The organism is Domibacillus sp. PGB-M46, from assembly GCF_022668875.1.
Lineage (GTDB): Bacteria > Bacillota > Bacilli > Bacillales > Domibacillaceae > Domibacillus.
On the sequence record NZ_JAKGCR010000004.1, the window covers coordinates 139,586 to 158,772 of the forward strand.

The window sequence follows — 19,187 nt, forward strand, 5'->3', positions numbered from 1 at the left end:
TTGCACATAATGCATTATTAATAAAATAAACGGCAAGCGGTCAAAATTCTTTTTTCCATATTGGATAAAAAAACTTGGTTCCTTTTTTATTGTATGGAAGCAGTTTCATGTCGGCGATCAAATGAGATAAGTATGCAAGCATTAAAACAGTTTGAAGCCCCTGAATCGGGAACCTTTGGGCAATTTCAGCGGCAACGAAATAAAACAGAATTAATCCGATAAAAGAGTGCGTCCATGTCCGATGAGAAACAACAGAAGCAAATATAATGAATAACCCATTGTAAACAATCCATGTTTCCTGTATGTACCATCCTGCATATGCGGCGGCCGCGCCTGTTAAAAACAATGATGTTCTTTGCTTAATAAACAGTCTTGGCAGAAGCAGCAGTCCAAGACTGACAAGAAAGCCGGTTACCTGTTTTACACCGAACAGCATAAAGTAACTGTATAAAGCCAGCAGCACACCGGCTGCCGCAAAAAACAACACGAGCCATTTCTTTTCTACCGTAATTTTATTTGCCAGCTTTCCGTTCACATCCAGATCGGGAACTAACGCGGCAACTGCTCCGGCAAAACCGAAAAGAGCTGTTTCAACGATTGAAGACTGAGACCAGACAGCTATGCCTACCCCTGTAGCAGCCCCAATCGCCATATGAGAAGATCCTTTCATGATTCCTCATCCTTTCATCATATAAAAAGCCGCCCTTTTACCGGACGGCTTTTTACTTTTATAAATTGTCCATAACTTGAAGCATCCAGTCTTGTACTGCTTCAATATGCTCTGTAGAAATTTCCATTTCGCATAATACAGTGCCCTTGCCGATAATTTTCAGCACTGGAACAATAGCCGGCTTTTTAGGGTTGTAAGAATAAACAACCGTATCGATGTGTTTGATCGGTATCCTTGTATTCGTTACCATCCCTGTGCTTTTTAAGTACCCATTTTCTACTTTCACGCAGTTTTTCTTCCAGCTGTAGGATGATTCGGTTACAACTGCCTGCGCCTGCTCGTCTGTAAAAATTGCCATCTTTATTGATAACTCCTTTTTGTTCACCGCGACTACTTAAAAATAACAGCTTCTATTCCATTTGTAAATACCATTCTTAAGTTTACATAATATTATTACGGTTCATTTTTACACAAAAAAATAAAACGGAACTTATTCCGTTTTACATTACTTTTGCTTTGATAAACACTTGTGGATTCTGCGCTTTTATCGCTTTTACGAAACGGTTTGGGTTGCGCAGGATAAAAAAGTAAGAAACATTTGAGCGGGTATAAACCGCAATCCGTTCCTTTTTGACGTAAGGACGGATAATATATTTTTCAAAGAAGGATGCATCCTTTGATATTTCACCCATTTCAAACACTTCCACAATCTCATTCGTTGGAATAGAGGTTTCCTGGGTGCCATTTTTAACAACAAGCACTCCTTCTTCTACTTTATGTCCAGAGAATACACGGCTTGCCCATACTATTCCAGCAATCATTGCAACGACAGCTGCTGCCATATAGATCATACTCATCCTCCTGATCTTTCATTATTCATCTATTTGCCACCCTTATTTTACTCGTTTTTTCTAAAAAAACACCTATTTCCTTCAGAAAAATGTAGCATTTTTGTGACAAATAACCATAATGATATTGACAGCGCTTGCAATTTGTGCTTTTAAAAAAAGACTTTAAAAATGTAAAACAGGTGAAGCATTTGCTTCACCTGTTATGGTTTCATTCAGAATTATTGTTTTTCAACGTTAGCAGCTTGTGGGCCACGTGGTCCTTCAACCACTTCAAATGTCACATTTTGACCTTCTTCAAGTGATTTGTAGCCTTCACCTTGAATAGCTGAGAAATGAACGAATACATCGTCCTGTCCTTCAACTTCGATAAAACCGAAGCCTTTTTCTGCGTTAAACCATTTTACTTTACCTTCTAGCATGTTATGTCCTCCTCGCGCTTAATACGCAAATCTTTTCTTGCTGTTTGCTGCTATTTCAAGATGAAGCACGTAATGTGATATCATTTGAAACGAACGAACAACTGTCTTTACTATATCATCTTTTTTTAGGCGGTGCAACCGCAATCTTTCCATTTTTCTCAATTTCAAGCATCCTTGCTATCTGCAAAAGATGTGCTGGAATATCCCACTTTATCGTACGGTCCGGGTAGACCCACATGCGGATGATATCAAGCTTATCAAGACCGGTCTCAAGCTTTGACACAACCCATTTCATTCGGTCAAGCCCTGGATTTGCCATAATAAACAAGCTTGGGTTTTCAGCTTCTCCCTGAGCACGAATCAGCTTTTCAATCTGGTCTCCTGTATTGCCCCGCAGCTGGTTGTTGTCATAAACCATGCCTTCCTGCTGGCGTTTTCCGCGTGAACCTTTACACTTTATGTAAGCGTACCAGTCCCCTTTAGCGGCGATTAGATCATGGCTCCCGGCTGCGGCTTCAAGCTGGACCGTCCATCCTTGAGCCATTAAATGCTCCGTTACGGCTTCAAGTACTTCTTCCTGTGTTAGAACAAATTCATCCGGCACTTTTAATCGTTCAAGACTAATCGGCACACGTTTCCCCCCTTTTTCTTTTCATATTACATTCCACCTGCATGCCTGGTTTCCCTTCTCAGCGCAGAATTTTCCGCATAATCTGCACGCGATTTTCATAAGGAGGATACAAAAATGGCATGGAAAGCGACGATTTTTTGCGCAGAATACTTTTTTTATGGGAAAAAAGATCGAAGCTTGCTTTTCCATGATAGGCATTCATGCCGGAAGATCCGACGCCGCCAAACGGAAGATGCGGACTTGATACGTGAAGAAGCGTATCATTGATCGTAGCACCGCCAAACGGAATGGAAGAAATAAGCTTTTCTTCCATTGCTGCCTCTTTTGTAAACGCGTAAAGCGCCAGCGGTTTAGGAAGCTGTTTGACTCTCTTAATGGCCTCATCGAGCTCCGCATAAGTAAGGACAGGCAAAATTGGACCGAATATCTCTTCTTCCATTAATACATCGTCCCACTCGGCTTCAACCACAGCAGGCGCAATAAACAAGTCTTCCCTTTCTGCTGCGCCGCCCATAAGAAGGCGCCCGTTCGTCCGCTCGAGCATAGCGTGCAGCCGGTTAAACTGCCGTTCATTCACAATACGCGCAAAATCAGGACTTTCCTGCGGCGCTGCTCCGTAAAAATCATGCACAGCAAGCTGCAGTTCTTCCAAAAAAGCGCCCTTTGCATTTTGATGTACGAGTACATAATCCGGTGCTACACATGTCTGGCCGGCGTTTGTAAATTTCCCCCATGCAATCCGGCGGGCGGCTTGTTTTAAATCAGCTGAATAGTCTACGAAAGCCGGACTTTTGCCGCCGAGCTCCAATGTAACGGGAATCAGCTGCTTAGCTGCTGCACCCATTACTACTTTTGCTGTTGAGGCACTTCCGGTAAAAAATATATAATCAAAAGGAGCCTCTAGCAAAGCGGTAACCGTTTCTTTTCCACCTTCCTGGACACCGATAAACCCGGGCTCAAAAAGTTCTTCTAAAAGGCTTTTAATCACAGCAGAGGTGTGCGGGGTGCTTTCGGAAGGCTTGACCACAACGGTATTTCCAGCTGCAACGGCACCGATCAGCGGTTCAAGGACCAATTGAAACGGATAATTAAACGGGCCGATGATAAGAATACTCCCGTACGGCTCCGGAATAATATAGCTTTCCGCCGGCTGCTGGTATAAAGGTGTAGCGACTTTTTCCGCCGCTGCCCATTCCTTCAGATGATTCTGCATGTATCGAATGCTTTCATATAAGAAACCGATTTCTGTTGTATACGCTTCAAAGGCACTTTTGCGTAGATCTCGGTGCAGTGCTGCTGAAATCTCGTTTTCATACTTTTTTATCGCTTGCTTTAACTCTGTTAGGCGCTCGATTCGCCAATCGATACTTTGGGTGACGCCTGAATCAAAAAAATTCTTCTGGGCCTGCATCATATCGGCCACATTCATGCTTATCAACCCCTGTATGTATATTTCTTTTAGTTTAACAGTCTCCTATAGGAGCGTCAAAAAACACCTTCAAATTTGGGGTAAAGTGCGCTATGATGACACAGAGGGGTGAAGGTTGTGAACATATTGCTTTGGACAGCTGGTGCCGCCATTCAAGCAGCAGCAATGTCGATTTTTTTATTTCCGCACGCCATTTCTTCCGGCGGTGCAGCAGGTATCAGCATTATGATGAATCATGTGCTTCATACTCCCTATGCGGCAACAATCTGGGGAGTGAACGCCATCATGATCGTCCTGGCCTTTAAATGGCTTGGCTTGAAAACAGCGGCCGGCACCATGTATTGTGTATCGGTTACAGCGATCATTATTCATTTTTTAACACCGGTTTTTATTGTTCCACCCGCAACAATTTGGCTTGATCTTCCGGCCGGCGCCCTTTTGTTTGGAATTGGGCTTGGCATCCTGTTTAAAGCCGGTGCTTCTTCCGGCGGCATGGATATCGCGGCGCTTATTCTGTCAAAATGGCGGAACTGGGCACCGGGACGAACATTATTCTACATAAACACGCTGATTTTAATTGCAACGGGAATCGTGGTTGATGTTAAAACCATCCTTTATGCGATTGTCTGTCAATGGATTGCATCACGGGTGATTGATTTTATTCAATCTGCTGCGGTTCATCCTGTGCAAAAAAAGGCACTTCCGAAGCAGTAGCTTCGGAAGTGCCTTTTTTATTTGTCGTTCATCGCTGTTTTTAACGTTTCAATATTTTGTTTCATAATCGACATATAATCCTGTTTCTGTTCAATATCTTCTTCTGTCAGTGTAGCGAGGTTGTGAAGGCGGAGAGAATCTGCCCCAATTTCGTCTTGAATCACCTCAGCAATTTTAGGCGTTACGTTTTGCTCAAAAATCATGTAGTGAATATTATGCTCTTTCGCTGTATCAGCCAAATCTTTCAGCTCTTTCTGTGACGGCTCATCCGTAGACGATATGCCGGCCACACTCAGCTGTTCAATACCGTATGATTTTTCCCAGTAGCCATACGCTGCATGAGACACGAGAATTTCCTTATGTGCTGCTGTATCTGCCATTGTATGGAAATCTTCATCCAGCTGCTCAAGTTCGGCTGCCAGCGCCTCATAGTTTTTTGTATAAAGAGCTTCTTCATCCGGGTTTAGTTCAACCAGTTCTTCCTTTACAATCTCGGCCATTTGTTCTGCTAACAGCGGATCCAGCCAGATGTGCGGGTCCACTCCACTGTGGTTATGCCCATCTTCTGATTCATGGCTGTGCTCTTCTGCTGCTTCTTCTGATTCATGATTATGCTCTTCTGCTGCTTCTTCCGATTTACCGCTATGTTCTTCTGGCCCGTGGTCATGTGCCGAATCAAGGTCCACCTGCTCACCTACATTTACCACATGCACATCTTCAGAAGAAAGGGTCTCGGTTACCTTATCTGCAAACGGCTCCAACTGAAGGCCATTATACAGGAATAAATCAGCTCCAGCGATATCTAATATCGTTTTGGATGTTGGCTCATACGTATGCTCATCTGCTCCGGCAGGCAGCATGCTTTCTACTTTCACCGTATCACCGCCGATACGCTGGGTAAAATATTGAAGCGGATAAATCGTTGTATAAACCGTCAATGTGTCATCCGCTTCTTTTTTTGTATCCGCTGCTTCATTTTCTTTATTTCCGCAAGCTGCCAGCATTAAAAGCAAGCCAGCTGCCGCTGCTGTCCATTTTTTCACTTGTATATCCTCCAGAATCAAATGTTTCTTTAATAATATAGTAATCATTCCGATTTGTAAACAGTAATTGTTACGATTTAAAAAAGCACCCGCCAAAAGGTGGGTGCCTGCTCGTTATTTCGTTAAAATAATCGGCTCGCCTCTCGTGACAATAACCGTATGTTCTATTTGCGCTACCCGGCTTCCGTCTGGTGTTACAAACGTCCATCCATCTCCTGACTCTTTAATCATATCGGCTTTTTCTGAAACGAACGGTTCAAACGCAATCACCATTCCTTCTTTTAAAAGCGCATTATCCCACGGATCAAAATAGTTTAAAATATGATCAGGTGCTTCATGGAGTGATTTGCCGATTCCGTGCCCGGTTAAGTTTTTAATGACCTCAAATCCATTGCGGCGCGCTTCATTTGCGACTGCTTTCCCAATTTGGTTTTGCTTTGCGCCTGCTTTGATTTTCATTAAGCCTCGCTCAAAAGCCTGCTCTGCCGTTTGGCATAATTTCGTTAAAACAGGATCGCCCTCGCCTACCACAAAGGAAATACCGGTGTCAGCAAAGTAGCCGTCAAGTGACCCGGAAACGTCAATATTTACAAGGTCTCCTTCTTGAATCACACGGCTTCCAGGGATACCGTGGGCCACTTCGTTATTTACACTAATACACGTAAAGCCTGGAAAATCGTATTCCCCTTTTGGCCCTGAAATCGCACCATGCTGCGCAAACAGGCGGCCGCCCAGTTCATCTATTTCTTTTGTAGTCACGCCTGGTTTTGTGAAAGCGCGCATTTCATCGCGAATCGACGCGACGATTTTTCCAATTTTTTGGAGTGCTTGAATATCTTCATCTGTTTTTACAATCATTAAGTCCATTCCTTCACTTTTAATTTTCCATTACTTATTATAGCAGAATGTTAAGAATCTGTTGAAAATATGTATGGATCATGTTTGATGCACCCATGCAATGTTAAACTAATACTATAAGCCGATACCATCCCGACTGAAGGAGTGATTTCGATGACGAAATGCATCATTTTTGATTTTGACGGTACCCTTTCTGATTCTATTCAAATATTTATAAAGGCATACAATGATTTTGCCGAAAAAGAGGGTTATAATCAAGTTTCGATTGAAGAACTTGATGATTTAAAAAAAATGAGCATTCCTGAGCGCTGCCGCCATTTAAATTTCCCAATGCGCAGCATCCCATTTGCGGCTCCGAAGCTGTACCGCTTTATACGTGAATCAAAGGCCTCTCTTCCGCTGTTCCCAGGCATTAAACAAATGCTTGATGAGTTAAGCAGCCGCGGCATTCACATTGCGATCATTTCATCTAATGCATCAGATATTATTAACCACTGCTTAAAATCGAATGGGATTCATTACATTCATGATATCTTTTCTTCCAAGTACATCTTCAGTAAAGATAAAATGATCAAAAAATTATTGAAGCAGTACAATTATTCACAGGAAGAGGTTTTTTATGTAGGCGATGAGCAGCGTGATATTGATGCCTGCATGAAAAGCGGACTGCGGGCCGTCTGGGCGTCGTGGGGATATGACCATGAATCTCTCATTTCCGGCGAAGCGTCCAAAGCGGCTGTCCCAGACGATATTGTTGATTTTGCGCTGCGGACATAAAAAAGGTGCGGATCTTTAGTCCGCACTTTTTTAATGAACTGAACTTGCGGTGCTCTGCTTTCTTCCTCTTGCCCAGTGGATGCAGATCAGAAGCGTAACACCGATAATGACAGCCCCAAAAATATAAGGAAGCCCCATATTTACGTCAAACAGGGTACCTGCAAGAGCCGGCCCAATCATATTGCCAATGCTCATATAGGCGTTGTTCATACCGGCTGCAAATCCCTGCTCGCTTCCTGCCATTTTTGAAATGGTTGTGTTAATGGAGGGGCGCAGCAGGGAAGCAGCGGTAAAAAACACAGCTGAAATAAGTAAAACGGACGAGAAGCCGGTTGCAAATAAAATACCGAGCATCGAAACTCCTGCAACAACGAGCATCGTATTCATGACACGAACTTCCCCAAATCGTTCCAGCACACGGTCAAGCACAAACGCCTGGACAATCACACCAATCAAGCCGCCGATTACCATTAAAATTGAAATGTCTGACGGGCTAAAGCCGAACTTTTGGTCGGTAAATAAGCTGATGGTAGATTGATAATTAGCCAGTCCAAAAGAGAGTGTAAACATCATAACAAGCAAAATAAAATAAGGCTTTTTCAAAGAAAGCGCAAGCTGTCTCACAAGCGGATCCCGTTTTTTTACAATGGCTTGTACATGTTCTTTCGCTGGTTCACTCAAGAAAAAAACGGAGATCAGCGCTGCCAATGCCGCTACCGCACCGGCAATCAGAAACGGCGCCCGAAGCCCGAATGCTGCCAGGAAGCCGCCGACACCCGGTCCCACTACAAATCCAAATGACATGGCCGCTCCAAGGCGCCCCATCCCTTTCGCCCGCGTTTCAACTGTTGTAATATCAGCTACAAATGCCATCATCGATGGAATCATAAAAGCGCCTCCGATACCGCCAATCACGCGGGATGCATATAAAAGAGCAAGGTGATTAGAAAAAGCGAATAAGAATTGGGCGGCAGAAAACAGCAGAAGACCAAAAATAATAGATTTCTTTCGTCCGTATCGGTCTGATAAGTCTCCAGCCAGCGGTGAAAATAAAAACTGGGCAAACGCAAACGTTGCAATTAAAAATCCAAACGTTTTTCCGCCGGCCCCAAATTCATGAATAATGGTTGGCATGATCGGAATCACCAGGCCAATTCCCGTCATGACGATAAACATATTCATCATTAAAATCAGCAATGGAAACTGCTGAATATCTTGTCTTGACATGTACATCCTTCTTTCTTGTCTTAATAAATCGTTTTAGGCATTTTGCCGACTGCCTGTTCAAGCTCTTCAGCCATCGCTTTCATATGCGGCAGGCTTTTCAAATTAAAAATCATCCCTGTCAGGACGGCGGCACGCGGGTTTACTTCAAGTAATTCTTTTTCTAAAAGCGCGATCGAGTCGAGTGCAAAAGAAGCATCCTGTTCCCCTTCCGCCAGGGCTTTCAGTTTTTTAATAAAATAAAGGGGATGAACACTTTCTGCATACAAACCGGCTTCCTTATCAGACCCGGAGGCTTTAAAAAACGGCTCCGGCTTGTTCTGAAGCATCCAAAGAGCTGAGGCGTTCAACTGGTGAAATAAATGCCGGGCCAGGCGGTCAAAATCGTGCTGGACATCCTGTTCAATAATTTCTCCTAAGTACGATATCATCATTCCCTTTATGGAAGTGTTCAAATCTGGTGCATATGGAATGATTTCTTCTCCGTAGATAGCAGCAATCTGTCCCTCCGTCCGCTTTCTCAGCTGAATACTTTCCTGGCGGACAAAATCATGTAAAGATGAATCTTCAAGGCCGCGTATTTCTTTTAGCTGCATCATAAAAAATTCCTGAAAGGCATAATAATGCCGCGCTCGAATGGCCATCTCCCGGATAAAATGTTCTTCATGGCTGTCTGACTCGTTTTTCGCCGCTGCAATTTGATCGTGCAGCACCTGATAGTAATACTCGAATATATCGGATAACAGCTCTTCTTTTGATTTAAAGTACGTGTATAAACTTCCCTTTGACAGCCCGCATACATCCGCAATCTGCTGCATGGACGTTTGCTGAAAGCTTGTTGTTGAAAAGAGCCTCATCGCCGTCAGCAGGATTTTTCTTTTTTTGCCATTCATTTCTCCACCAACCGAATAGTTTTTTAATTGACCGCGAAGTCAATCTTAGCATAGGCTGTCCTAAAACACACGAAAAATGTTTCGTAAAACGAAATAAATATTAAAAAGATACCCGGACGGTTTGTCCGGGTATCGGGTCACTGCCTGCCTGACTTCAGCAAGTCACGTATTTCCGTTAAAAGCTCTTCTTCTTTTGTTAAAGAAGGCAGTGCTTCTTCTTCTTTTTTTTCTTTTGTGTAAAGCTTATTAAATAATTTAACAAACAAAAAAATGGAAAATGAAATAATAACAAAATCCACAACAGTTTGAATGAAAATACCGTATTTCACCTCAGCCTTGCCAAATGTAAAAGACAAGCCTGAAAAGTCGATTCCGCCAACTAACAGCCCAACAAGCGGCATGATCACATCAGCCACAAGCGAAGAAACGATTTTACCAAAAGCGGCTCCGAGGATCACCCCGACGGCTAAATCCATCACGTTGCCCCGCATCGCAAATGATTTAAATTCCTTCAGCATGGTTCTTCCTCCTTTCTGCTTCACTGTTTTATATCCTGCAAACAGGCATAAAAAACATTTTAGCAGAAAAGGAGCTTATTTTTCAGCAAGGTCGTCCTTTTTCATTTTTTCCCTTCTATTCCATCTTTGCTCGGACTTAAAAAGCTTAATAAACAACGTAATAAAAAAAACTGGGACTGCATAAACCAATACATACAGAAAACCGGCCAGCCATTGCATATTCCCGCCCCCTCTGTTGATTGACTTTCAGTTTTTATATTATATAAGGTTTTTCTGTTTTATTGCAATCTGATTTGAATTTTGCACATAATTAAATAAACACATTAAGAAACTTAAAAAGCTTCACGCTGTGAAGGCGTGAAGCTTTTTAGTCAGGCTTCTTCTTTTTCCGTTACAAGAAGCTGTTCTACAGCGCCCTGTTCCTTTTCGTCTACAACAAAGGAACCATTTGAATAACGGTCTACTTTTTTCAAAGTATGGACAGCCACTTTTACATCCGGTCCTTTTTTCATCCGTACATAATAGTCCCGGTCTTCATCAAGCTTTGCTGCACCGACAATACGGTGTGGATTTGTTTTCAACTCACGAAGCAGCACGACGCCGCGCTTGGCACGCGTTGTCTGCTCGAATTGATCGAGCCCGCCCCGTTTTGCCGATCCGCGGTTTGTAACGGCGATAAACGACGATTCCTCTACGCTGTCCGATACAATAACCGCAACGGTATAATCTTCATCCTTTAAGCTGATTCCTTTTACGCCGGCTGCACGCGGTCCAACCACAGGTACTTCTTCTTCTGGAAACCGCAGGCCATAGCCGTAATGCGTAATCATTAAAATTTCACTGCTGCCGTCTGTAAGGGCCGCTGCACACACTTCATCGTCACCCTTGACATTCATAGCCGTCAACGCCCGTGAATAGCGCTGTACGCTCAGCTGCGAAAGCTCTGTCCGCTTAATCATGCCGTCTTTTGTGGCCAGCAGTACATATCGCTCGGCAGAAAAATCACGTACAGGAAAAGCCGCCACAATCGATTCATCCTTAAAGCCGCTGACCATGCCCGATGCATGCTGGCCGGCGTCTTTCCAGCGAATATCCGGCAGCTCGTGTACCGGTAAATACAAGTAGCTGCCTTTATTTGTGAAAACGAGCAGTACATCTGTTGTATTCATTTCGCGCTTAAATAACAGCCCGTCCGATTCTTTCATGGCCGGAAGCCCGCCAGAAGCGGAATAAGAGCGCGTACCGGTCCGTTTAATGTATCCTTCCCGCGTAACAGAAACGATTACATCCTCACTTGGGATCATTGCTTTTTGATCGATTTTAATTTCCTGGATCTCTGCTTCGATCACGGTGCGGCGCTCGGTCGCATAAATTTTCTTCATGTCTTTCAATTCACGCTTAATAACCGATTCAAGCTTTTTCGCACTTCCTAAAATGGCTTCCAGCTGCTTGATCGTTTTTTCAAGCTCAGCCGACTCTTTTTGAAGCGCGGTAATGTCTGTGTTGGTTAAGCGGTAAAGCTGTAATGTCACAATTGCTTCAGCCTGCGGCTCCGTAAATTCAAATTGATCCATCAAGCGGTGCTTAGCATCCTGTTTATCTTTTGAAGAGCGAATGCAGGCAATCACCTCGTCCAAAATAGACAGTGCTTTGATCAGCCCCGCTACGATATGGTGGCGGGCTTTTGCCCTCTCTAAATCATAAGCTGACCGGTTGGTTACAACTTCTTTTCTATGTTCAATATAAGCATCGAGAAGGCGGTGCAGCCCCATCAAAACAGGACGCTTATTGGCGATTGCAACCATGTTAAAGTTATACGAAATCTGCAGGTCCGTCGCTTTAAATAAATAATTTAAAATCAGCTCTGCATCTGCTTCTTTTTTCAAATCAATCACGACCCGCAGTCCGGTCCGGTCAGTCTCGTCCCGAACCTCGGCGATACTGTCGAGCTTTCGATCGATGCGCAAATCATCCATTTTCTTTACAAGTGATGCTTTGTTTACTTCATATGGTATTTCTGTAATGACAATCCGCTGACGTCCTCCACGCATATCTTCAATTTCCGTTTTGGCGCGGACAATCATTTTTCCTTTTCCGGTTTTATACGCTTTTTCGATGCCGTCTACACCTTGAATGATACCGCCGGTTGGAAAATCCGGACCCGGAAGAACAGTCATTAACTCCTCCACTGTGCAATCCGGTTTTTCCATCCGCATAATCACAGCGTCAATCACTTCATCAAGTCGGTGGGGAGGAATTTCCGTGGCATATCCTGCTGAGATCCCTGTTGATCCATTCACAAGCAGATTTGGAAATCTTGCCGGCAGCACAACCGGCTCATTGGTTGTTTCATCGAAGTTTGGAATAAAATCAACGGTTCTTTTCTCAATATCTGTCAGCAATTCACCGGCAATCGCTGACAGTCTTGTTTCCGTATACCGCATCGCCGCAGGCGGATCCCCATCGACTGACCCGTTGTTGCCATGCATTTCAATGAGCGGTGTCCGCATTTTCCAGTTTTGACTCAAGCGTACCATTGCATCATACACCGATGTATCACCATGAGGGTGATAATTACCGATTACATTTCCGACCGTTTTGGCGGCTTTCCGGAACGGCTTTTGGTGTGTATTCCCCTCTGTATGCATAGAAAACAAAATACGGCGCTGTACCGGTTTGAGTCCATCCCGGGCATCCGGAAGCGCCCGTTCTTGAATAATATATTTACTATACCGCCCGAATCGGTCGCCAATGACGTCCTCAAGCGGCAAATCTTGAATGTGTTCACTTTCCAATTCGTTATTCCTCCCTGTTGCCAGCCAGCTGCTCATTTTCTAAAAGCGCGGCTTCCTCTTCCAATCCGAACGCCACGTTGGATTCGATCCATTTTCTGCGCGGCTCTACTTTATCCCCCATCAAGACGGTTACACGACGCTCCGCCCGTGCGGCATCATCAATGGTTACCCGGATCAGCGTTCTTGTTTCAGGGTTCATCGTTGTTTCCCATAGCTGGTCGGCATTCATCTCACCAAGACCCTTGTAACGCTGTATGGTGGTTCCTTTGCCCATTTTTTTGAGCAGCGCATCGAGTTCACGCTCAGTCCACACATATTCTGTTACTTCTTTTTTTCCGGTTCCTTTTGATACTTTAAAAAGCGGCGGCATGGCAATATACACCTTACCGCTGTCAATGAGCGGCTTCATATACCGGTAGAAAAACGTAAGCAGCAGCACTTGGATATGAGCGCCGTCTGTATCGGCGTCTGTCATTATCACAACTTTATCATAATTGGCATCATCCACGGCAAAGTCCGGGCCAACCCCGGCGCCGATTGCATGGATAATAGTATTAATTTCCTCGTTTTTAAAAATATCCGCAAGCTTTGCTTTTTCTGTGTTAATAACTTTTCCACGAAGCGGCAGCACCGCTTGAAACTTGCGGTCACGTCCTTGCTTTGCAGAACCGCCGGCCGAGTCTCCTTCAACCAGGTACAGCTCATTACGCTCAGGATTGCGCGACTGGGCCGGCGTCAGCTTTCCGGACAGCACCGATTCCCCTTTTTTGCGCTTTTTGCCGTTCCGGGCATCCTCCCGGGCTTTGCGGGCAGCTTCTCTCGCTTGCGCCGCTTTGATCGCTTTTTTGATCAGAAGCGCACTTACATCCTGGTTTTCTTCAAGAAAATACAGCATTTTTTCAGATACGACTTGATCGACTGCCGAGCGGGCTTCCCCGGTTCCAAGCTTTCCTTTTGTCTGCCCTTCAAACTGGAGAAGATGCTCAGGGACGCGCACCGATACGATGGCCGTCAGCCCTTCTCGAATGTCCGTTCCTTCAAGGTTTTTATCTTTTTCCTTCAGCAGACCGTTCTTGCGCGCATATTCATTAAATGTACGCGTCATAGCTGCCCGTGCACCCGCTTCATGTGTACCGCCGTCTTTCGTGCGCACGTTGTTGACAAACGACAGCACGTTCTCAGAAAAACCATCGTTAAATTGAAAAGCGAATTCTGCTTCGATCTCGTTCTGTGTTCCTTCAAACGACACAACTGGATGAAGCGCGTCTTTTTCTTCATTTAAGTATTTAACAAACTCTTCAATCCCGTTCTCAAAAAAGTATTCTTCTTTTTGTTCACGGTCTTTTCGCTTATCTTCTAACGTAATTTTCAAGCCCTTTAACAAAAATGCTGACTCTCTTAACCGTTCGCTCAGCGTGTCAAATTGAAAAACGGTCGTTGAAAAAATTGTTTCATCCGGTTTGAAATGAATTTGTGTCCCGGTTGATTTTGCTTTCCCTTTTTTCTCAAGTGTCGTAACTGGACGGCCGCCTTTTTCAAAACGCTGCTCGAATTGAAAGCCGTCCCGCCAGATTGTAACCGTGAGCGATTCAGACAGGGCATTGACAACAGAAGCCCCTACCCCGTGCAGGCCGCCGCTTGTTTTATAGCCGCCTTGTCCAAATTTTCCGCCTGCGTGAAGCACAGTTAAAATCACTTCCGTTGTCGGCTTGCCCGTGCGGTGCATGCCCGTTGGCATTCCGCGCCCGTAGTCACGCACACTGATTGAATTGTCTTTATGGATCGTAACGTTAATCTCGGTTCCATGTCCGCCAAGCGCTTCATCAACCGAATTGTCAACGATTTCATACACCAAATGGTGAAGCCCACGGCTGTCTGTCGACCCTATATACATTCCAGGGCGCTTTCGAACCGCTTCAAGTCCCTCAAGAACCTGGATGGAGTCTTCATTGTAAGTTGATTGTTTTGTTGCATCCGCCATGAACTAAATCTCCTCTCTTTCCAACACCCGTACATAAAACGTATGTTCTTAACTATGATATCATAAAAAGCAGCGGTTCACCAATCTCTTTGCTAATTCCGTTTTAAAGAGTACGTTACTTTTCCTCGAGAATCAACCGAAATAATTTTACCGCCGCCGTAACCCTCATGGTAAAATGAATGAGAATGTCATGCACATGATTATACAACACAAAAAGGGAGAATGAGAAATTGATTCCAGCACTTGTACTTATTATCGCCTACTTACTGGGCTCGATTCCTTCCGGTTTAATTGCAGGGAAAGCGTTTTTCGGCATAGATATACGGGAGCATGGAAGCGGGAATTTGGGCGCAACCAATTCGTTTCGCGTTCTCGGAAAAAAAGCCGGCGCTTTTGTGACAGCGGCAGATATTTTAAAAGGAACAGCCGCTGCCTCTATTCCGATTATGTTTGATGATACAGGGGTTCATGCCCTTTTAGCCGGCCTTGCCGCAGTGATCGGACACATCTTTCCCGTATTTGCCGGATTTCGCGGCGGCAAAGCAGTTGCCACATCAGCGGGTGTGCTCCTTGCGTACGAACCGCTTTTTTTCCTGCTTTTAATCGCGATCTTTTTAGTTGTTCTGCTGACCACAAAGTATGTGTCTGTCGCATCCGTAACTGCTGCTCTAGCTGCCTTTATTTATGCGGTCGTCCACACTTTTTATACGCAGGATATTCCGTTTTTAGCGGTTGTGGCCGCTCTGGCTTTTTTCGTTGTTTACCGGCACCGGGCAAACATGACACGCCTTCGTAATGGGACAGAGCCTAAAATCCCATTAGGCGGGCGCAAATAAAAAACGGCTTGACTGTTGAAGTCAAGCCGTTTTTTGCCGAAACAATTCAAAAACAGCGAACTATTTTGAGTCCTTCTCTTTCCATGCTACACTATGAAAAAAGAATGGAGTGGTAACAGTGAACATCGATATAACAAATGAAGCTTTAAATTGGTTTAAGGAAGAAATGCAGGCGGCAGAGGGAGATACCGTCCGCTTTTATGTGCGTTACGGCGGCTCAAGCCCTCTTCATGAAGGGTTCTCACTTGGCATGACAAAAGACGAACCACTTGAACCAGCCGTAACCGTTTCTCATGAAGGTGTGACCTATTTTGTTGAAGAAAAAGATGTCTGGTACTTTGACGGCCACCATTTAAAAGTCACTTATGATGAAAAGCTGCAGGAGCCTGCTTTTGAGTACATAAAAGATTCCGCTGCTAAAGATCAAATCGTTTAATATGGCCAAACAGTTTTTCATTTTTTAAGACAACAAGCTGCTTTTCACCAAGCAGGTCGAAATGAGGCCGGGATGGATTTCGCATATCGATCCATTCCGGTTTTAACCCATACTTTCTTCCCCACTCCGCCAATTTCTCAGCATCGGTACAGCCCGCTTTTGTTACGGTCCGGCAACCCGGGAACCGATCATCCTTCCAATAGTGGGTTAAAAAGGCCACTTTGCCCCGTGCAATCTCTTCTTTCCACTTCTCCACTTCTTCCCGCTTTACTCCGAATGCCATTACTTTTCCTTCTTTTCTTTCTCATACACTTCATGCCACTCGGGAAAAGCTTTTTTAAATTTGATGGGGCGGAATGTTTCCTTGTCTACGACGGTATGTACACTTGAGCCGGTTACACAAACGTCGCCTGCTTCGTTCACAATTTCGTAGCCATATGTCGTGCGGATGCCTGTATGTGATTGGATCCATGTTCGAACAAGCGCCCTCTCTCCGTAACGAAACGGCCTCTTATAGGAAAGCTGGATATCGGTTACCGGGGAAACAAATCCGGCTCTTTCCATATCGGCATAATGAAAGCCTAAATCTTTAATGAGCTGGGTTCTTCCAATTTCAAACCAAACAACATACTGGCCATGATATACAACCTGCATGGCATCGGTTTCCGCATATCGGACTTCTACTTGCGCTTCTGAAATAAACAAAATCAAAACTCCTTAGTAAATCAAATTCTTTACCTATTTTACCATGTTTTGAACGGGCGTTTATTGATTTTGCTTTTACGGGTACAGACAAAGAACGCGTAAACAAGTTTTTCTGCGTCACACAGTGTGTAAAATCCTGTTTAACGGCGATGAAGAGATCAGCCTCCTTCCTGATTAAAGACGCGGCGTAAGGGAAAAGATACAGCCTGACAGCGGAATGCAGGTGTCCTGGCAAAGCATCGGCCGTTTTCATATACATGTTTCCAGTAAAAGTGACCATGCCGGCGTCGAGCCCGAGCTTATCCCGAGTGCCATTGAAGAAATCGCTCGTAGAGTGATTAAGGTCCGGCAGTTGAGCGATCATTCAAATGGGCCGTCTGTCGATATGGGATTAATCAGAGGCAGAACGTCCGCCCATGAAAAAACGATGGCTTCCGCCCGGCTTTTAAAAGAAGCAAAAGAAACCAGCAGGCATATTGTACTGAACATTCACGATGAGTATACAGGCAGCGCCTTAGACGCTTTTTTTACTGCAGACAAGCGCACTCTGATGGAGCTTGTCGGTGAATTCTCATATAGTGAAAGCAATGAGTCTCCCCTGACCGGTTCACTGATAGAGTGGACTGTTTTACTTTTATAAACGATTACCTTAAACGGACGGAGGATAACTCTATGACAATAGACCACATTTGGAAAAATCAACGAAATCATGCGAACAAGCAGCGCGCTCACGGATCAAAAGGAATGACAGCGAGCGCTACTGAAGAATCGTCCTTTATTGGTGCAGATGTGTTGGCGAAAGGCGGGAACGCCATGGATGCCCTGGTGGCTATGCAGTTCGCTTTGGCCGTATCTGAACCGTTTAACACAGGGCTTGCAGCCAGCGGCTTTATTCTTTATTACGATGCCGAAACGAAAAAAACGTCCGTTGTAAACGGACACTCGATTTCACCGAAAAGAGCGCATAAAAATGTTTTTGTAGATGAGCACCAGGATGTGATTCCGTTTTTAAAACGCTCCACCCCTGGTACGGCTGTAGCAGTTCCCGGGATTTTAAGAGGAATAGAAAAAGCGTTAAATGAATTTGGAACAATGTCCTGGCAGGATGTCATTGCTCCAGCCATTGATTTGTCCGAAAAAGGAGTCCGTGTGAATTTAACCTGGAACACAGGGCTGCAGCGCTTCAGCGGCCGGCTTGGAGAGAAAGCAAAAGACTTTTTTTATCCAAATGGCGTGCCGCTTACTGAAGGGGAAATTGTCGTGAACGAAGACTTAACGAAAACCCTTAAAATTTTGCAAAAGCATGGAGCAGATGCTTTTTATAAAGGAGAAATTGCCGATAAAATTGTTCAAACCGTTCAAGAGTTTGACGGTTTCATGATAAAAGACGACTTGTCCGCTTATGAAGCAACTGTGTCTGAGGCGATCACCGGTACTTATAAGGATTATACGGTTACGGTTCCCGCTCCGCCAAATGGCGGCGGCTTTGCTCTTCTTTATATGCTTAAACTGCTTGAAAAGCTGGATATCGGCCAATATGGCCTTCGTTCGTGGGAAAAATATTATCTTCTTGCTGAAGTGATGCGCATTATGACGGCTGATAAGCTTGCGTTTATGGGTGATCCTGCTTTTTATGATATCCCGTTAAAAGGCCTGTTAACAGAGGAATATTTAGAGGAACGGTTGAAGCTGGTAAACTTTAAATTCCGGAATGAGGATGTAATGGAGGGTAATCCGTGGCTGTATGACGAAAAAAAACCTCATGATAAAAACGCCAGTACGACAGATCCCGGATACGATACCACTCACTTTATAGCTGTTGATGAAAAAGGCAACATTGCTGCCTGTACCTCTTCGTTAGAGCACTTCTTCGGCTCTGGTATTATGGTGCCTGGCTGCGGATTTTTATTAAATAATGATATGACTGATTTTGATCCGGATCCAGCCGGTTTAAATTCCGTTGAACCTGGCAAATATCCGGTCAGCATGAAGACGCCGACAATTGTTTTTAAGGATGGCGAGCCGATTTTAACACTTGGCTCACCCGGCGGGCCAACCATTCCAGCATCCGTGTTACAGACGATGATCCATGTGCTTGATTATGGGCTTGATTTAAAAGAAGCAATTGAAGAACCCCGCATTTATAACGGCACAGGCCCGCTTATTTGGCAGGAAGAAGGCATCCCTGAAGAAGCAAAGCAGACGCTTGAGCGCATGAACTATCAATTTGATTCCATTGCGCTGTCTATAGGAAACGTTCAAGCAATTTTACTAAACCCCAAGACGGGTGAACGCATTGGCGGCAGTGATTCCTCTCGTCCAGGAATTCCCGCTTCCCAGAACCCTGAATAAAAAATTCCCGGCGTATCAGCCGGGAATTTTTTTGTGGCAAGAAAACAGCCCAAAA

Annotated in this window: 21 protein-coding genes; 6 read left to right on the top strand and 15 right to left on the bottom strand. The window is 44.5% G+C overall.

Annotation, left to right across the window (positions count from 1 at the left end; translation table 11 throughout):
* Positions 1–40 precede the first annotated feature (40 nt).
* The 6 genes from L2D08_RS06605 to L2D08_RS06630 form a co-directional block, all read right to left on the bottom strand.
* Positions 41–670: a metal-dependent hydrolase gene (locus L2D08_RS06605; RefSeq protein ID WP_242232962.1), complete on the bottom strand. Its 630-nt coding sequence runs from the start codon at positions 668–670 to the stop codon at positions 41–43.
* A 58-nt stretch (positions 671–728) separates the two neighbouring features.
* Complete coding sequence (locus tag L2D08_RS06610; RefSeq protein ID WP_242232963.1) at positions 729–1,028, bottom strand: hypothetical protein; 300 nt, start codon at positions 1,026–1,028, stop codon at positions 729–731.
* Between the two features lie 142 nt (positions 1,029–1,170).
* The gene (locus L2D08_RS06615; RefSeq protein ID WP_242232964.1) at positions 1,171–1,521 is read right to left on the bottom strand and encodes a hypothetical protein; all 351 of its coding nucleotides are present in this window, start codon (positions 1,519–1,521) and stop codon (positions 1,171–1,173) included.
* Positions 1,522–1,739: 218 nt separating this feature from the next.
* On the bottom strand, positions 1,740–1,940 hold the full coding sequence (gene cspD / locus L2D08_RS06620; RefSeq protein WP_242232965.1) for a cold-shock protein CspD: 201 nt from the start codon (positions 1,938–1,940) through the stop codon (positions 1,740–1,742).
* A gap of 115 nt (positions 1,941–2,055) precedes the next feature.
* Positions 2,056–2,571: a hypothetical protein gene (locus L2D08_RS06625; protein ID WP_242232966.1), complete on the bottom strand. Its 516-nt coding sequence runs from the start codon at positions 2,569–2,571 to the stop codon at positions 2,056–2,058.
* A gap of 58 nt (positions 2,572–2,629) precedes the next feature.
* Positions 2,630–4,000, bottom strand: coding sequence for an aldehyde dehydrogenase (locus tag L2D08_RS06630; protein ID WP_242232967.1), 1,371 nt, complete (start codon positions 3,998–4,000; stop codon positions 2,630–2,632).
* 117 nt (positions 4,001–4,117) lie between these two features.
* Here L2D08_RS06630 and L2D08_RS06635 point away from each other — a divergent pair, with 117 nt between their 5' ends.
* A complete protein-coding gene (locus L2D08_RS06635) occupies positions 4,118–4,714 on the top strand; it encodes a YitT family protein (RefSeq protein ID WP_242232968.1) in 597 nt (198 codons plus the stop codon).
* A 17-nt stretch (positions 4,715–4,731) separates the two neighbouring features.
* Here the strand turns inward: L2D08_RS06635 and L2D08_RS06640 are convergent, their stop codons facing one another.
* Both L2D08_RS06640 and map read right to left on the bottom strand, forming a co-directional pair.
* Positions 4,732–5,757: a metal ABC transporter solute-binding protein, Zn/Mn family gene (locus L2D08_RS06640; RefSeq protein ID WP_242232969.1), complete on the bottom strand. Its 1,026-nt coding sequence runs from the start codon at positions 5,755–5,757 to the stop codon at positions 4,732–4,734.
* A gap of 114 nt (positions 5,758–5,871) precedes the next feature.
* Positions 5,872–6,615 (bottom strand): type I methionyl aminopeptidase, encoded by a 744-nt coding sequence (map, locus tag L2D08_RS06645; RefSeq protein WP_242232970.1) that lies wholly within the window; start codon positions 6,613–6,615, stop codon positions 5,872–5,874.
* A gap of 153 nt (positions 6,616–6,768) precedes the next feature.
* On the opposite strand from map, the gene L2D08_RS06650 reads away from it, so the two are divergent.
* A complete protein-coding gene (locus L2D08_RS06650) occupies positions 6,769–7,392 on the top strand; it encodes an HAD hydrolase-like protein (RefSeq protein ID WP_242232971.1) in 624 nt (207 codons plus the stop codon).
* A 30-nt stretch (positions 7,393–7,422) separates the two neighbouring features.
* Here L2D08_RS06650 and L2D08_RS06655 read toward each other — a convergent pair whose 3' ends face one another.
* The 5 genes from L2D08_RS06655 to parE form a co-directional block, all read right to left on the bottom strand.
* Entirely contained in the window at positions 7,423–8,619 is a 1,197-nt protein-coding gene (locus L2D08_RS06655) for an MFS transporter (protein ID WP_242232972.1), read from the bottom strand.
* A 20-nt stretch (positions 8,620–8,639) separates the two neighbouring features.
* Positions 8,640–9,509: a TetR/AcrR family transcriptional regulator gene (locus tag L2D08_RS06660; RefSeq protein ID WP_242232973.1), complete on the bottom strand. Its 870-nt coding sequence runs from the start codon at positions 9,507–9,509 to the stop codon at positions 8,640–8,642.
* 137 nt (positions 9,510–9,646) lie between these two features.
* Positions 9,647–10,027, bottom strand: coding sequence for a large conductance mechanosensitive channel protein MscL (gene mscL / locus L2D08_RS06665; RefSeq protein ID WP_242232974.1), 381 nt, complete (start codon positions 10,025–10,027; stop codon positions 9,647–9,649).
* 371 nt (positions 10,028–10,398) lie between these two features.
* Positions 10,399–12,858, bottom strand: a complete 2,460-nt coding sequence (gene parC / locus L2D08_RS06670; RefSeq protein ID WP_375337565.1) for a DNA topoisomerase IV subunit A — start codon at positions 12,856–12,858, stop codon at positions 10,399–10,401.
* Entirely contained in the window at positions 12,827–14,803 is a 1,977-nt protein-coding gene (gene parE, locus L2D08_RS06675) for a DNA topoisomerase IV subunit B (protein WP_242232976.1), read from the bottom strand. The genes parC and parE overlap by 32 nt, the downstream gene beginning before the upstream one ends.
* 233 nt (positions 14,804–15,036) lie before the next feature.
* Between parE and plsY the strand changes: the two genes are divergently transcribed.
* Together plsY and L2D08_RS06685 are read left to right on the top strand one after the other, a co-directional pair.
* The gene (gene plsY, locus L2D08_RS06680) at positions 15,037–15,639 is read left to right on the top strand and encodes a glycerol-3-phosphate 1-O-acyltransferase PlsY (protein ID WP_242233173.1); all 603 of its coding nucleotides are present in this window, start codon (positions 15,037–15,039) and stop codon (positions 15,637–15,639) included.
* A gap of 118 nt (positions 15,640–15,757) precedes the next feature.
* Positions 15,758–16,075 carry a HesB/YadR/YfhF family protein gene (locus L2D08_RS06685; RefSeq protein ID WP_242232977.1) on the top strand — a complete coding sequence of 106 codons (318 nt, stop codon included), beginning with the start codon at positions 15,758–15,760 and terminating at the stop codon, positions 16,073–16,075.
* Here L2D08_RS06685 and L2D08_RS06690 read toward each other — a convergent pair.
* Both L2D08_RS06690 and L2D08_RS06695 read right to left on the bottom strand, forming a co-directional pair.
* Positions 16,056–16,358 carry a hypothetical protein gene (locus L2D08_RS06690; RefSeq protein WP_242232978.1) on the bottom strand — a complete coding sequence of 101 codons (303 nt, stop codon included), beginning with the start codon at positions 16,356–16,358 and terminating at the stop codon, positions 16,056–16,058. The two genes, L2D08_RS06685 and L2D08_RS06690, sit on opposite strands and share 20 nt — an antisense overlap.
* Complete coding sequence (locus L2D08_RS06695; RefSeq protein WP_242232979.1) at positions 16,358–16,780, bottom strand: acyl-CoA thioesterase; 423 nt, start codon at positions 16,778–16,780, stop codon at positions 16,358–16,360. Before L2D08_RS06695 ends, L2D08_RS06690 begins: the two co-directional genes overlap by 1 nt.
* Positions 16,781–17,003: 223 nt before the next feature.
* Between L2D08_RS06695 and L2D08_RS06700 the strand changes: the two genes are divergently transcribed.
* Positions 17,004–17,420, top strand: coding sequence for a peptidase dimerization domain-containing protein (locus L2D08_RS06700; RefSeq protein ID WP_242232980.1), 417 nt, complete (start codon positions 17,004–17,006; stop codon positions 17,418–17,420).
* A gap of 32 nt (positions 17,421–17,452) precedes the next feature.
* Positions 17,453–19,132: a gamma-glutamyltransferase gene (ggt, locus tag L2D08_RS06705; RefSeq protein WP_242232981.1), complete on the top strand. Its 1,680-nt coding sequence runs from the start codon at positions 17,453–17,455 to the stop codon at positions 19,130–19,132.
* The last annotated feature ends 55 nt before the right edge of the window (positions 19,133–19,187 follow it).